The sequence below is a fragment of the Bacillus sp. FSL R5-0709 genome, assembly GCF_038004785.1.
GTDB classification, from domain to species: Bacteria; Bacillota; Bacilli; order Bacillales; family Bacillaceae_G; genus Bacillus_A; species Bacillus_A mycoides.
In genome coordinates this window covers 788705-804779 of sequence record NZ_JBBORT010000001.1, presented here as the reverse complement: position 1 = coordinate 804779, position 16075 = coordinate 788705, and the positions used below count along the sequence as shown (strand labels likewise).

The following is a 16075-nucleotide window of genomic DNA, read 5'->3' as shown; positions in this document are numbered from 1 at the left end:
CAATATTATTGTTAGAAAGAAACAACGAGTCAATTCATTTGCTTAAACTAGGACAACCTCTACCTTACATTTAGATATTCATACCTTACAAAACTGTAAGGTTATTGTAAGCTAAAACGATTTGTCAGATTCTTCACCTCTTTTATACTTAATGTAGATACTAAAACGAACGAAAAGGTGATAAATAGATGAAGAAGAAAAATAAAGTGTTAATTACTAGTGTAGTAGCGATCGGAATTGCAGCTGGATCATATTTTGCATTTGCTGGCGGTAGTTCAGAAGTAGCAATGGCATATAGCGGTTATAAAATTACGGAAAAACAAATTGAAAATGCACAAAAATTTGGCGGCGAAGTTATTCCAAATGGTATTGAAACAATTTCATTCGATCCAACAAAAGGTACGTATGAATTAGCTGTTAAAAAAGGTGATGAAGTGAAAAAAGGTCAGCTTCTATTTAAATATAATGACCCTACTGCTAAACAAGGTGTAACAGAAGCAGAAATGCAAAAGAAAATCGCACAAAAAGAAGTAACATTGTTCCAAAAACAAATTGATGCAGCGAAACAAAAATTACAAAAAGATAAAAATGCAGGCCTTCCCGCTGAAGCATTAAAAGCATCAGAAATTGAAGTTGGGCAATTAGAATCACAACTTGAAATGAAGAAGTTTGAAGTAGAAAAAGCTGATGAAATGATTAAAGTAGCAAAAGAGAAAGTAAACACACTTTCTGTAACGAGTCCAGCCGACGGTGTAATTGATGATATCGTAAAAACTGCTGATGAAAAAACAGGTATGAGTGGCATTACACTTCGTCACGCTGGTCAATTTAAAGTAAAAGGTCAACTTTCTGAATATGAACTTGCTAGTATGAAAGTTGGGCAAGAAGTAACTGTTTCATCAAAAACTGTCGCTGGTAAGACTTGGACAGGAAAAGTAACAGAAATCGGTTCTACACCATTAAAGAGCATGGACGAAAATAAAACTGTTTCTAATTATCAATTCACTGTCACATTAGATAATAGTGAAGAATTACAAAACGGCTTCCATGTTTACGTAACAAGTAAATCTGGCGAAGCAACTGGTACGATTGTTCCGAAAAGCAGCATTGTGAAAAAAGGTGACAAAAATGTTGTCTTCGTTGTAAAAGACGGTAAAGCGAAAGAACAAGCAGTTACTGTTGAATTTGAGACAGATAGCGAAGCAAAAGTTTCTGGAGTGAAAAAAGGAGAGGAAATTATCTCTAAACCTGAAAAAGACTTAAAAGACGGTATGGAGGTTGTCACTCAATGATTAACTTAAAAGGCATCACGAAATCTTTCCAAAATGGTGCAGAGTCCGTTCAAATATTACACGGAATTGATGTAACACTAAACCAAGGAGAATTCACTTCTATTATGGGACCATCTGGTTCTGGTAAATCAACATTAATGAACATTATCGGTTGCTTAGATAAACCAACGACAGGTGCGTACGAACTAGCTGGTCAAAACATTTCAAACATGTCTGAAACAGAACTTGCACATGTTCGTAATAAAGAGATCGGATTCATATTCCAAAACTTTATGTTATTACCGAGACTTACAGCACTTCAAAATGTAGAACTACCTCTTATTTACGCTGGAGTCGATAAAAAAGAAAGACGTGAGCGCTCATTAGCAGCTTTAACAAAAGTCAGTTTAGCTGATCGTGCTACTCACTTACCAAATGAATTGTCAGGTGGACAAAAGCAGCGTGTCGCAGTCGCACGTGCAATCGTAAATAACCCGAAATTTCTCTTAGCAGATGAACCGACGGGTGCACTTGATACGAAAACAAGTACACAAATTATGGATCTCTTTTACGAATTAAACAAACAAGGCTCAACAATCATTATGATTACCCACGATCGTGAAATTGGGGAAGCGGCAGCACGTCAAATTGTAATTCGTGACGGAAATATCGTCCAAGATTGGAGAGGTTAATTTTGAACACGAGTGAAAATATACGCATGGCCCTTTCCTCTATCTTTGCTCATAAAATGCGTTCTATATTAACAATGCTAGGTATTATTATCGGTATTAGCGCCATTATTACTATCATTTCAATGGGTGATGGTACAAATGCAAAGTTTAAAAAAGAGTTAGGCCAAGGAAAAGATACTGAAGTAACGATTTACTACAACAACCCTGATTATGGAACTGATAGTGCCAAAATCACACCTGATATGCTAAAACGTCTTCAAACTGTACCAGGCGTTAAAGATGTTTATCCAGATGTAAGTATGAAAGTAAAAGCATCTTCTGGTTCAAAAGATGTCTCTCTTGATTTAAAAGGTGGAACAGGCGCCTTTATGACAGATTCGAAAATAAAATTAGTTCACGGTCGTGAATTAAACGACAGCGAATTAAACCAAGCAATTCCTGCTGTTATATTAAATGAAGAAGCTTTCAACAAATTATTTAGTGGTTGGGAATCAAATCTATACACAGATGTAAAAGGAAAGCCGTATAAAATAGTCGGTGTATACGAAACGAAAAACGAATTTGGAATGGCTATGCCTGAAGGTTATACATCTCTTGAAAACGCGCCTGTCATTTCAGGAGTAAATGAGTATGACTCTGTAAAATTAACAATGACCTCTCCAACAGAACGTAAAAGTGTAGAAAAACAAGCTATTTCTGTTTTAAACGACATGAAAGCTCCTAAATTCGAGCACAAATTCGAAGCACAGGACTTAGGTGAATTTACGAAGCAATTAGACGAATCCATCGGTATGATGAAAATGGTATTCGGTGGCATTGCCGCTATCTCCTTACTTGTTGGTGGTATCGGTGTAATGAACATCATGCTTGTATCTGTAACAGAACGTACACGTGAGATCGGTATTCGTAAAGCACTTGGTGCAACGCGCGGTAAAGTATTAACACAATTCTTAATTGAATCTTGTATTTTAACAGGACTCGGTGGTTTCATCGGATTCATGCTTGGTATTTTCTTCGCTTGGATCGTCTCAATCTTTGCCGGATGGCCACTCGTTATCTCAAAAGAACTTGGACTTCTTTCAGTAGGTATCTCAATGCTAATCGGTATTGCATTCGGTTTACTACCAGCAAACAAAGCTGCTAAACTTGATCCAATTGAATGTTTACGATATGAGTAAATAAAAAAACGTAGGAGTTTACACTCCTACGTTTTTTATTTTGTTGAAGGCAAATGTAATTTCATCGACGTTTTGACAAAAATAAGAACCTCTAACTTCTATTATATAAAGTGAAACTATAATCAGTGGGGGTTTTGTTCATCCCCCACTGATTATTAGCCTTCACCAATCGGGCTTTTACGGGCAGTTAATCTCCCACCTAACTTCTTTGCTTCAGCCGAATTTTGAGGTGAGGGTTTTACTGCCCACAAATAGCGGGATAATTCTACTGCAACTCGCGAACCAACTCATAACGATATCATCCCTTTAAATCATGTTTCTTCTATTATATATGTTTCATGTTGCGATTATCTTTTTATCCTTGCAACTTTCATTTCGCATTACCACTATCCTACAATCCTATTATTGCAAAAATAATATGTAAAAGAACAAATTCAAGGCGTAATTTTTTCCATACTACAACTTATTTTGTAACAATTATATCTCTATTTCATTAAAATCCCCCCCTATATATACGACTTCACACACAAGAAGATTATATTTTCATAACTACATTGCGATTCAAATAGTTAAATACCCCTTTTTTGTAACGTTACAGAAACACTCAAGTAACACTGCTGATACATTATTAATCTATTAGTAATTAAAAAAGTGTTGATTTTATGAATCGTATGTTCTAATCCCCTCAAAAACGCAAAGGAAACGCTATCAGGATATTAATGGAATTATTACAGAATATTAATGCCTCGTTACGAATGCTTTGTAGTTTTGTGTTTTCCGCAAATAAGAAAATAATGGTTGCTATAATGAGGTCAACGAAAACAAATGCAATGGAGGCTATTATGAAAAAATTTATGGGTATAGCAACAGCAGCGGTTTTTGGTCTTGGGATTTTCACAACATCTGCTAAAGCAGAAACAATCGTAACGACTGATGTACTAAATGTACGAGAAAACCCAACTACTGAATCACAAGTTGTCGGAAAGTTATTAGATGGATATAAAGTTAACGTTTTACATACAGAAAACGGATGGTCAAAAGTTAAATTAAATAGTGGTAAAGAGGCTTTCATAAGCGCTGACTACACAAAAGATACTTACTACGTAACAGCAAACGTATTAAACGTACGTGCTGGAGCAAATACAGATTCAGCGATTCTTGGTAAATTGAAAAAAGATGATGTAATCGAAACAACACACCAAGTACAAAATGATTGGATCCAATTTGAATATAACGGCCAAACAGCTTATGTACACATTCCTTACTTAACAGGAAAAGCACCAGTTAAAGTTCAGCCAGTAGTTAAAGCTGAAAAAGTAACTAACGTTCAAGATACAGCTAAAGTTCGTGAAGCAGTTAAAGCCGGGGAAGTAGCTGAAACTCAAGCAAAAGCTAAGGCTCAAGAAGCAACTAAAGCTCGTGAAGCAGCTGAAACTCAAGCAGAAGCTAAGGCTCAAGAAGCGGCTAAAGCTCGTGAAGCAGCTAAAGCTCAAGAAGCAACTGAAGCAGCTAAAGCTCAAGCAGAAGCTAAAGCTCAAGAAGCAGCTAAAGCTCGTGAAGCAGCTAAAGCTCAGGCAGAAGCTGAAGCTCAAGCAGAAGCTAAGGCTCAAGAGGCAGCTAAAGCTCGTGAAGCGGCTAAAGCTCAAGAAGCAGCTAAGGCTCGTGAAGCGGCTAAAGCCGAGGAAGCAGCTGAAGCTCGTGAAGCGGCTAAAGCCGGGGAGGCAGCTGAAGCTCGTGAAGCAGCTAAGGCTCAAGAGGCAGCTAAAGCTCGTGAAGCGGCTAAAGCTCAAAAACCAGCTACACAACAACCTGTTGCAAAAGAAACTGAAACAAGTGCACCATCTTCTTCTCGTGAATTAAGAGTTCAAGCAACAGCTTACACAGCGGATCCACTTGAAAATGGTTACAAAGCAGGAGACCAAGTAAAATCAGCTATGGGTCATAACTTAACAGCTAATCCAAACATGAAACTAATTGCAGTTGATCCAAGTGTCATTCCATTAGGTTCAAAAGTATGGGTTGAAGGTTACGGAGTAGCAATCGCTGGTGATACTGGTGGAGCTATTAAAGGAAATAAAATCGATGTTTTAATGCCAGATAAAGGTACATCAAGTAACTGGGGACGTAAAACAGTTACAGTGAAAATTTTAAACTAATTATTAAAAAAAGAGTTAGTCTCATTATTGAGGCTAACTCTTTTTTTATGATTCTTACACTCTTTCTTTCTCTTGAAAGTAACTAATATTATCCCGAATCCATTTTCTCTCTGACAAAAACAAGTTTCCTCGTTTTTTATATACTTTATCAAACGTCTTTAAAACTTCTTCATGAGTAGCAAACTTATGTAAGAAACGAAGAGCAATGACGATCTCTGATTCATCAGTAGGCTCTACTTCATTTTTACGTCTTCTAGAAACAACTTTAGTTACACGTTCGCTAATTGGTTGAATCGCCATTTCATCTCCATATGCATAAATAGCTCGAACAGCTTCGTATTTCACCATAACATTTCTATCCTTTAAAGCTTCAATATAAACTATTTGTAAGTCCGCTCCCCCTATTTTCGCTAAAACCTCAATAACAGTTGAACGAACATAAGCACTATCGCAATGTAAAAGCTTTGTTAAAGGTAAGATTGATCGCTTTGTTCCAATCTCATATAAAGTGGCACATATATTTACAATATCATCTCGATTCTCTTCCACTGTAAGTAACTTCAATAAAGCATCTTCTGCTTCCAACGATTTACACAACTTTAAAGCGATGACAGCAGAATAACGAACTCCACTATTTTTATGATATATGTAAGGAATAATTTTATGTGCATTGCTTGCTTCAGATAATTTACTTAAATCTATGAGCATGCTATCTAACACCATCCTGCTTTCTTCACTTTCTAACCGATCTATCAAATAATCTGCAATATACATCTCTTTAGTATTTATTGCCAGTCGTGTAATTAAAAAATAAAGATTTGTTTTTATATATACTTTTCGTGCTTCCATTACTTTCTCTTGGAAACAAGAAAAAAGCGATACATCATTTAACTGCCTCGCTTCTTCATACGCACATTGCCGAATACCTGCTTCTTCATCCGCCATCCGCCTTAATAAATCATCTATATACTCTTCCATCTCCTTCTCCCCCGTCCAAGTTAAATCTATCCCTTTGAATTCTATATACGATAGACTACTATTTCAACAGAAAAAAGAGGATGCTATAGCATCCTCTCTTACCTTCCCTATTCCACACAAGTAAACTGTGTCCAAGCTCCTACATAATCTAGTAAGAATAACTCTTCTTCTGCAATTGTACCGACAATATTTTTCCGTTCATCTATTGGCATTTCTTTCAGAATGATTTGTAGTTCACCTTTATACTTTCCAAATAGGTTATTACCAATTACAACTTGCCCTCTTTCCTGTCGTACACTTTCGCGCACTGGGAAGTCATAGTCTTTGTACTTTTTACGTACTTCTGTAGAACGTACCATATACTCTGTTATGTCACCGCGTCTTACGTGTAATTCTTGCAGTGTCGCTCTCTTCTCTACTTCAGTCGCTTCGTCTACAAATTGTACCTTTAGCTGTAACATGTAACGATTTAAGTTTCCTAGTTTCTCTAACTCTTCTTCACTCGCATAAGCATTTCCGATAATAACATCATCAATAAACCCTGTTGCCCATAAATGTTTCGCTTGTACTTCAATTGGTAAGTTACGATGTTGTTCTAACGTACATAATCCGTCATTAATATCCCATGGACCGATGTCAGCTGCATGCGATGTAATAAAGGCTGCACTGCGAATACCATGCTTTTTGAAGCGTTCACTACAGCGAATGAAATAATCATACGGAAGACCAGTAAATTTTTGCGGATAAAAATTGTGGCAACCAATTAAAGCTGATTTATTCGCTTGATGCGAAAGGATATTTTCTAAATAGGCAATATCATTACTTACATTCAGCTCAATTTTTAAGCCATATGGATTATTCGTCATTTTCGCTTCTGTTAACCCGTCAAACCCTACATCTAAACGAATTCCATCTGCACCTAACTCTGCAAAGAATGATAGATCACTATAACTAATACCAAGTTGATCGAATACAGCCGGAGCTACATCTAAAATAACTTCCATATTATACTCTTTTGCATGCCCAATAATTTCTTTAAATTCAGCTACAATTTCCTCTTTTGGACGATTAACAGACAGTAAACAAGTGAATATTCTTGAAAAACCGTGGCGTGCCGCTGTCGAAATGTATGCCATATCTTGTTCTTTCGTTGAATGCTCTGGATAAAGTGAAATTCCTAATTTACGCTCCATGCTTTTGCATCTCCTTCACACGTTGTATTAATGCCATGCTCGTAAATCTATATTTTGCAGATAAACATGTTGCACATAAAATCGTTGGTACGATGATAAAGTACGGTGATTCTAAACTAAATGCCACATAAGCCCCCATTGAACATCCAATAAATAATATCGACACAAGTAGTAAAACTAATAGCGATTTACTTTGTACCCACTTTGAATAATGTGCAATACACTGCCCCGCCACGAATGTAATTAAGATGATAATTGCTCCGAGCATTCTGTTTTCTCCTCTCCTGCTAATTGTTGCTTCTCATACATTTTGAAGAATGGATAGTAAATAACGAATGAGATAACAAAGTTAACAAGTACAAGTACACCAGCCATAATTGTCCAGTCCGTACTAATAATCGCTGCAATTGGCGCTAACATCGTAAATGGCAGCTTCGCCATCATGAGCGGAATCATACCTGAAACAACTGCGAAATATGATACCGTCGTTGTAACTAACGGTGTAATAACGAACGGAATAATTAAGATTGGATTCATTACAATTGGTGCCCCGAAAATAATTGGCTCGTTAATATTGAATAAACCTGGTACGAATGATAATCTACCTAACTCTTTTAAGAACTTAGATTTAGAGAACATAAACATAATTACTAAAGCTAACGTTGAGCCTGATCCACCAATCCATACGAACCATTGAATAAATTGCTCTGTAAATAAGTTTGGTAACTGATGTGCATTTCCTGTAGCCGTGAATACTTCCATATTTTCAAGAATTGCTGAATCCCACATCGGACGGATGATTGGTCCTAAAATCGCTGGGCCATGTATACCGAACGACCAGAAGAACACGATTAAGAATACTGTTAATAAACCGCCGAATAAATTATTTCCTACTAATACTGATTTTAATGGTGCGATTAAATATGTGATTGTTGTGTTTACATCAAATTTCAAACCGTAACGAATACCCCAGAATAAAAGAATAACTACTAAAGTTGGAATTAATGCTGCAAACGAGTTTGCAACTGCTGGTGGTACACTATCTGGTAATTTAATCGAAATATTATGCTTAATCATAAAGTGATAAATTTCTACTGCAATTAATGCTGTCACAATAGCTCCAAATAAAGACGTAGCACTTAATGTCCCTACTGAAATATATCTTCCTGCATCAATAACACCTGGTACAGCTTTTGTTATTTGAATTGGTTCAACTGATGCTAGTAAAAAGGCGAGTACAGATAATAATCCTGCACTTAATTGATTGAGCTGATAAAAGTTCGCGAGTGAGGCCCCTACCCCAAATGCTGCGTATAAAGCCATTAAGCCTACTGTAAATCGGAATGGAATATCTAAAATATGACGAAACGGTGCAATCCACTCCATATATGCATCAATTGGTAAGTTTAAAAAGATAACGAAAAATGACCCGACAATCGTTAACGGCAATGTAGAAATAACTCCATTTCGAATTGCTAATAAATGTCGTTGCCCCGCAATCTTTTGCGTTGTTGGCATAATCTTCTGTTCCATAAAACTCATAAAACCATTCATCGATAACCCTCCCTATGTTCAATCTGACAAAAGTAAAAGTTATAACATTATAATGTTTATATTTAAAAAAATATAATTACGCTAAAACTAATTGTTCAGCTTGCTTAAGTACTTTCAAACCATCACACATACCATAATCTCGCTGCTCTATAATTGCAACTGGTATATCGTATGACTTTGCAAGAAACTCTACCGCTGGAAACAAATACTTCACCTGTGGTCCAATTAAAACAACATCAGCATTTTTTATTTCCAGTTTCACAAGTTCCGAATCAACTGCTTTAATTTTATAATCCTTCCCTTGTTTCTTTGCCTCTTCTTGCATTTTTCTTACAACCATACTCGTTGACATGCCTGCTGCACAACATAATAAAATGTACATATTATACTGTCACTTTCTCTTCCACTCGTTTATGAAGAGTAATAAATTCCTCAGCAAGTTCTTTCACTGTAATGGCATTCATTAAATGATCTTGTGCATGCACTAATAATAAACTTATTTCTGCATGATTGCCTCTTGCTTCCTCTTGAATTAAATCGGTTTGAATACGATGAGCGGATGATATTTCCTCACTAGCAAGTTCCATCTTTTCACTCGCATTCTGGAAATCTCCTTGTCTTGCAAAAGCAATTGCTTCAAGTGCCGCGCTTCTCGCGTTACCACCATGTAAAATTAACGCAAATGGAGTTTGCATATCAGTCATTTTAAATTCCTCCAAGCTATGTTTTTTCTATATTTTCATCTTATTATGAAAACGCATACAATTAAACATAAAAAACTTCCGTTATGTAACGGAAGTTTTAATATACTTTTTCATAATGATAGTAAGATTTCTTGAAAATCATCAACAGCTTGAGCCTGATGCAATTTTTCTATTATAGTTTGATTAGACATAATATCATATAAAAAATCATAAAGCTTTTGTAAATCTTCATTATTATTGCGCTTCACACTAAATAAAATAATAACTTGTACTTTTTTATCTCCCCAGTCAATCGCCTTATCGAGTGTACAAAACATCAAAAATGTCGTATCGCTTAATAATTGCATCGGATGCGGAATTGCCACTAAGTTTCCAACCGCTGTAGGAGATGTGTTCTCTCTCTCCATAACAGAAGCATAAAAGTTTGCGGGTACATAGTTTTTCTCAGCAGCTTTCTCACATAAAAACTGAATAACCTCTTCTTTCGTAGAAGCACTACGATTTAAGAAGATCAAATCTTCCTTAATATATTGCTGCATACTATCATTCACATGTGTAAATAACTGCTTACCAATTGATTTAATCTCTTTATCATCAAATATTGAGTTTACCTTTATAACCGGAACAGGCAAACCACTCGGTATATGAATCGTACTAATAATACAATCTATTTTATCTTTATAAAGATCTTCCACTTTCAATTGATAGTACCCTGTAATACCTACAATCTCTAGTTTATCTCGGAAATGTGATAGAATTTTATATTTCAGTAGTTGTGCACTCCCTTGACCAGTTGCACAAACTAATAAACATCTTTTCTTTTGATTATTTTCCTGCAAGCGGCTCATCGCCCCACCAAAGTGAATGGCAATATAACCAATCTCACTCTCTGGAATGGATTCACCCGTATATTCACCAATTATATCTCCAACGAGAACTGCAATTTCAAAAGCATATGGATAATTTTTTTTCACTTCTGCCAAAAGAGGATTCCTCGTATTTAACTTATATCTCAAACGATTTAATAACGTTTTTAAATGAACACCAAAACCAAATAATAATTCTTCATCGTAATAAAAAGTAAGATTCCGTTCTTCCGCTACTTTGAAAAGAATATGCTGCATGAATGCATATACGTCTTTCCCTAATAGCTCTTCTACATTTTCATAGCGATCTCTCGCTGTAACAGCAGTACTTAATAAATGCATCGTCACATATAAAATTTCTTCTTCTGGAAATTGAAGCTTTAGCTCTGCCCCTAAATTCCCTAAAATCTGTTTCGCAATTTTATATTCTTTCTTTATTATAAGTTCAGATTCCTCTACATGCAGTGCTTGAATGTAATGATCATCCCTGCATCTCTTTAAAGCAATCGCAATATGAATTGATAAATTATCAATTTCTATATCTGATAAATATATCGTTCCTCCCTCGATATACTTTAGTATAACTGAGCGGATGAGAGAAATATGGGGTAACGATAAATATGTGTCCGTCTGCTCATAGTTCTCATGAAACGGAGTATGTTCATACCGCGGTAAACCATATTGTGATAAACAAGAACGAATATTAAATTCTTCTCCTACAATACGTATACCATAATATGGTCTTTTTTCAATTTGTAACTCATAGCGACTACAAATATCCGTAACATCTTTCATAATTAAGTTTACAGTAGATTTACTCACATAAATCTCTTCCGCTAGCTGTGAAAGCTTCACATACCCATCTGTCGTTAAAATACGGTGTAAAATATAAGCTACTCTTTCTTCATAAGAAGTTGGAATCTTTTCTGTCTGTTTTTGAAATACATTTACGCAAAAATCTTCAAACTTCTTAGTTTGTATAATTTCTAGTTCGTACCCATTCCCTCTTTGTGATTCAATTTTCGCTCCGTGTTCTTCCAATATATCATTTAATAATTTTATATCCTTTTGAATCGTCTTCGTTGATACGTGTAAACGGCTCGCTAAAAAAGCTCGATTTAACATCGATTTCTCTTCTAAAAACTCCTCTAAAATGGAAATTAATCGCTGATGCACTTTTGTCATAGCTCTTCCTCTCGCTCTTTATATAAAAGGGAAAAAGCCACTGAAATCAGTAGTTTTTTCCCTTTTATCCCACGTTCATTATTTCTTTAGCGTAAATCCAAACTTATCCCAAGCTTGTAAATAATCTAATAAGAAAATTTCTTCCTCTATAATTCGGCCAACTACATTTGTTTTTCCTGTATTCACCATATCTTTTAAAGCAATTTGCAATTCACCTTTATATTGGCCATATTGCTCATTATCAATTAAAAGATCGCCACGCTTAATTTCACGCGTATTATGCGGTTTAAACTCTTCTTTTTTATATTTCACACGACTTTGTGTAGAACGAATCATATATTCAGATACATCCCCGCGATAAAAATGAGGTTCTTCTAATACGATAATTCTTTCTAAATCTGTTGTTGTATCGTATATTTCTATATCAAATGTTTGTTTCTCTTTATTTAACGCACCTAGTGCTTGTAATTCTTCTTCTGAAGCATAAGCATTCGCAATAATAACATCATCAATTAATTCTGTTGCAAACAAATGCTTCGCCTGTGTTGTCATCGGTAATTCGCGATGCTGCTCTAACGTACATAACCCTTCTGTTACTGGCCAAGGTCCATATGTTGCATCGAATGATGAAATAAAAGCAGCTGTTCTCATACCGTAATCTTTAAATTGTTTCGAGCATTTAATGAAATGATCGTATGATAATCCTGAATAACGATGCGGATAGAAATTATGACAGCCAATTAAATTTTCACGATTTGGTCTATGACTCATAATGTTATCTACATACTTCGTACCGTTACTCATATTAATCTCAATTTTTAAACCGTATGGATTGTACGTCATAATCGATTCTTCTAATCCTGAGAAACCAACATCTAAACGAATACCGTAAGCACCTAGTTCATGGAAAAACGATAAATCATTATAAGAAATACCTAGTTGCTCAAAAACAGACGGACTAATATCAACCAATACTTGGAATCCTAATGCATTCGCATGAGAAATTATTTCTTTAAACTCTTCTACAATTTTCTCTTTTTCGCCATCTACAGATAATAAACATGTGAATACACGTGTAAATCCGTATTTACTTGCTAATGTTAAATACTCCTTATCTTCCTCTACTGTCGAATGTTCTGGATAAATAGAAATACCTAATCGTCTCATATGTACACGCCTCTTTCTTCATCATATTGTAAACCCTTTCAAATATATGTAGCGAAAAAGTATGTATCCCCTTCTCTTCCACTACAATTTGAATCCGCTTTCTTTAAAGAAAAAACAATTTCTATCATTCATAACAACTACTAGTCTATACATCTATACTTTACATCTTTTTTTCATAGTTGTGTAGTCTTTCCACAAATTTGTCAGTTTTTTTGCCTTGAAAATTGTTATACGTTTTCAAGGCACCTTCCTTGACTGTTACGTTGACCACTACATATACTCGAAAGAACAGAGATAAAGTGAAACTTTAATCAGTGGGGGTATTGTTCATCCCCCACTGATTATTAGCCTTCACCAATCGGGCGTTTACGGACAGCACGACTCCCACCTAACTTCTTTGCTCCAACCAAATTTTGAGGTGAGAGTCTTACTGCCCGTTAACGCGGGAAAACTTTTATATAGGGGATGAATATATGGGAGAGGCAGTACTCGTAAAACGAGAACCGTTATGGACAAAAGAGTTTATTGCGCTAATTCTAGCAAACTTATGTATGTTTTTAGGATTTCAAATGTTAATTCCAACTTTACCTGTTTATGTGAAAGAAATTGGGGGCACAAGTTCAAATATCGGATTCGTTGTCGGCATGTTTACCGTTGCAGCACTTTTTATTAGGCCGCTAACTGGAAATGCCTTGCAGAAATTCAACAAAAAAATCATTTTAATGATCGGTACCGCTATTTGTTTACTCGCTATGGGCAGTTATCTTTTCGCTTCAACCGTTTTCCTATTGCTTGCCGTTCGAATTTTACACGGAGCTGGTTTTGGTATTACAACGACTACATACGGAACTGTCGTTTCAGATTTAATTCCGCAAGCTCGCCGCGGTGAAGGCATGGGATATTTCGGTCTTTCTGGAACTATCGCCATGGCGCTCGGTCCGCTTATCGGACTTTGGCTTATGCAAGCATATAACTTCACGATTCTTTTTTTATGTGCACTTTCATGCACAATAGTTTCATTAATATTAACGAAACTACTTCAAATCAAAAAATCGCCGCAACCACCACAGCAAACATCTGGTACCTTTCTCGATGGATTTATTGAGCGTAAAGCTTTACTTCCTTCATTATTAATATTATGTATTACATTAATGTACGGGGGAATTGGGAGCTTTATCACATTATTTGCTACGGAAGTCGGGATTGCTGATATCAGTCTCTTCTTTTTATTTAACGCACTTGCAATCGCTGTAACTCGCCCGTTTTCTGGAAGATTATATGATACGAAAGGCCATACATTCGTCATCATTCCAGGAGTTATTATTACGTTTACAGGTATTATCTTGCTGTCGTATACAACTACAATTCCGAGTTTAATTATTGCCGCAGCGTGCTACGGCAGTGGTTTCGGAGCAATTCAACCGGCACTACAAGCATGGATGATTGACCGAGTAGCACCGCACCGGAGAGGAGTAGCAACAGCAACATTCTTCTCAGCATTTGATCTTGGAATTGGTGCTGGAGCGATTATTTTTGGATTCATTGCACACTTTACCAACTATGCAACTGTATATCGATATTCCTCTCTATTACTTATCGCTTTTCTTTTCATTTACATCACAAGCTTACGGAAGCAAAAACAGGGGGATAAAACAAAAGAAAAAGCCGTTGGGTAATGCTAATTGGTTCTTTTTCGAAGTACTTGGACCAAAAAATCATGTATACACATTTGTAAAAAGCAGTGGATTCCTAAAAAAATCACACTGCTTTTTGCATTGTATTGAAGAGTGAACCGCTGTTCTATTTATTCATGTTGTTCGTATGATATTAATATAGAACGAATTGGAGGAAATATTAATGAAAGCAATAGTGTACACAAAATACGGTCTCCCCGACGTTCTTCAACTGAAAGAGATAGAAAAACCTGCTCCTAAGGACAATGAAATACTAGTAAAAATAAAAGCGACAACCGTAACAGCAGGAGATATTCGCTCACGAAGTTTTACGGTTCCCTCTTCTGTTTGGCTACCCGCTCGAATCGCACTTGGCTTTAAGCAACCGAAAAAACAAATACTCGGAATGGAATTGGCTGGTGAAGTTGAATCGGTAGGAAAAGACGTCACACGATTTAAAAAAGGAGATCAAGTTTTTGCAGCTACCCAAGTAAATTTTGGTTCTTATGCTGAGTATATTTGTCTACCTGAAGGTGGAGCAGTGTGCATGAAGCCCTCCAATATATCCTATGAAGAAGCCGCAGCCATCCCAATTGGAGCACGTACAGCTTTGTTTTTCCTTAGGAAAGCTAACGTTCAAAGCGGTCAAAACATTCTTATTTACGGAGCTTCTGGAAGTGTCGGAAGTTATGCAGTACAGATTTCCAAGTATTTCGGCGCAACAGTTACAGGTGTGTGCAGTAGCTCCAATTTAGAATTGGTCAAATCTCTAGGAGCTGACGAAGTAATTGATTACACCACAAAAAATTTTTCTACTACAGACGAAACTTATGATGTTATCTTTGAAGCGGTAAACAAGAGCTCCTTTTCAGAGTGTATTAAAATGTTAAAGGAAGGTGGTACCTATATAAATATCGTTGAACCGTTACCAAGTGCTCAAATGCTCTGGACTAAATTGACAAGTCGCATGAAACTCATATTAAGTCAAAACGCACCTGAAACTTCCGAAGCATTAAATTTCCTTAAAGAACTTGTTGAGAACGATAAAATAAAAGTGGTCATTGATAGGCAATACACTTTTGAAGAAATTATTGAAGCTCACATATATGTTGAAAAAGGACATAAGAAGGGGAATGTCGTCATAACTATGGAGCATAATGACGATTCTAAATAAAGAAAAAACTTTCGGTGCTTTGCATAATTGTTAAAATGCAAAGCACCGAAAGTTTTTAACATAAAAAAGCAGAGCAAATTCATATGCGAATTGCTCTTTTTTATTGTTGCGAGCATCTCAAAAGAAAACAGTTTAAAATAATTTAATCGTTTTTTACTTTCATTAAATAAATCCATTTCAAACCTCCCCCGTTTCCCTACATATTTTTCTAACTTTAATCAAAAAATATGCAAAGAACCATCATCATAACAAAATAAAATTCCAATCCGCATACCCAGTTGGGT

The 16075-nt window shown here is 35.9% G+C and carries 14 protein-coding genes; 6 read left to right on the top strand and 8 right to left on the bottom strand.

Annotated features, from left to right (window positions below):
- The first annotated feature begins 188 nt into the window (after positions 1-188).
- The 4 genes from MKX37_RS04110 (at position 189) to entC (ending at position 5297) form a co-directional block, all read left to right on the top strand.
- The gene (locus MKX37_RS04110; RefSeq protein ID WP_002186682.1) at positions 189-1292 is read left to right on the top strand and encodes an efflux RND transporter periplasmic adaptor subunit; all 1104 of its coding nucleotides are present in this window, start codon (positions 189-191) and stop codon (positions 1290-1292) included.
- Positions 1289-1963 carry an ABC transporter ATP-binding protein gene (locus tag MKX37_RS04105; RefSeq protein ID WP_002087431.1) on the top strand — a complete coding sequence of 225 codons (675 nt, stop codon included), beginning with the start codon at positions 1289-1291 and terminating at the stop codon, positions 1961-1963. The genes MKX37_RS04110 and MKX37_RS04105 overlap by 4 nt, the downstream gene beginning before the upstream one ends.
- Before the next feature lie 26 nt (positions 1964-1989).
- Positions 1990-3141, top strand: coding sequence for an ABC transporter permease (locus MKX37_RS04100; protein WP_438263246.1), 1152 nt, complete (start codon positions 1990-1992; stop codon positions 3139-3141).
- A 719-nt stretch (positions 3142-3860) separates the two neighbouring features.
- Positions 3861-5297, top strand: coding sequence for a cell wall-binding protein EntC (gene entC, locus MKX37_RS04095; RefSeq protein WP_033729754.1), 1437 nt, complete (start codon positions 3861-3863; stop codon positions 5295-5297).
- 54 nt (positions 5298-5351) lie between these two features.
- On the opposite strand, the gene MKX37_RS04090 is transcribed toward entC, so the two are convergent.
- The 8 genes from MKX37_RS04090 to MKX37_RS04055 all read right to left on the bottom strand — a co-directional run bounded on the left by MKX37_RS04090 (position 5352) and on the right by MKX37_RS04055 (position 12944).
- A complete protein-coding gene (locus MKX37_RS04090) occupies positions 5352-6275 on the bottom strand; it encodes a HEAT repeat domain-containing protein (protein ID WP_016126599.1) in 924 nt (307 codons plus the stop codon).
- A gap of 107 nt (positions 6276-6382) precedes the next feature.
- The gene (locus MKX37_RS04085; protein ID WP_050001263.1) at positions 6383-7468 is read right to left on the bottom strand and encodes a DUF871 domain-containing protein; all 1086 of its coding nucleotides are present in this window, start codon (positions 7466-7468) and stop codon (positions 6383-6385) included.
- Positions 7458-7736 carry a hypothetical protein gene (locus MKX37_RS04080; protein WP_002087437.1) on the bottom strand — a complete coding sequence of 93 codons (279 nt, stop codon included), beginning with the start codon at positions 7734-7736 and terminating at the stop codon, positions 7458-7460. The genes MKX37_RS04085 and MKX37_RS04080 overlap by 11 nt, the downstream gene beginning before the upstream one ends.
- Complete coding sequence (locus tag MKX37_RS04075) at positions 7712-9022, bottom strand: PTS sugar transporter subunit IIC (protein WP_001013048.1); 1311 nt, start codon at positions 9020-9022, stop codon at positions 7712-7714. Before MKX37_RS04075 ends, MKX37_RS04080 begins: the two co-directional genes overlap by 25 nt.
- Before the next feature lie 76 nt (positions 9023-9098).
- Positions 9099-9404, bottom strand: coding sequence for a PTS sugar transporter subunit IIB (locus MKX37_RS04070; RefSeq protein WP_002087440.1), 306 nt, complete (start codon positions 9402-9404; stop codon positions 9099-9101).
- A gap of 1 nt (position 9405) precedes the next feature.
- A complete protein-coding gene (locus MKX37_RS04065) occupies positions 9406-9726 on the bottom strand; it encodes a PTS lactose/cellobiose transporter subunit IIA (RefSeq protein WP_002125414.1) in 321 nt (106 codons plus the stop codon).
- Positions 9727-9836: 110 nt separating this feature from the next.
- Entirely contained in the window at positions 9837-11777 is a 1941-nt protein-coding gene (locus MKX37_RS04060; protein ID WP_002125412.1) for a BglG family transcription antiterminator, read from the bottom strand.
- A gap of 78 nt (positions 11778-11855) precedes the next feature.
- Complete coding sequence (locus MKX37_RS04055; RefSeq protein ID WP_016119632.1) at positions 11856-12944, bottom strand: DUF871 domain-containing protein; 1089 nt, start codon at positions 12942-12944, stop codon at positions 11856-11858.
- Between the two features lie 473 nt (positions 12945-13417).
- On the opposite strand from MKX37_RS04055, the gene MKX37_RS04050 reads away from it, so the two are divergent.
- Together MKX37_RS04050 and MKX37_RS04045 are read left to right on the top strand one after the other, a co-directional pair.
- Positions 13418-14620: an MFS transporter gene (locus tag MKX37_RS04050; protein ID WP_002029919.1), complete on the top strand. Its 1203-nt coding sequence runs from the start codon at positions 13418-13420 to the stop codon at positions 14618-14620.
- A 181-nt stretch (positions 14621-14801) separates the two neighbouring features.
- Positions 14802-15791 (top strand): NAD(P)-dependent alcohol dehydrogenase, encoded by a 990-nt coding sequence (locus MKX37_RS04045; protein ID WP_002125405.1) that lies wholly within the window; start codon positions 14802-14804, stop codon positions 15789-15791.
- Positions 15792-16075: the final 284 nt, after the last annotated feature.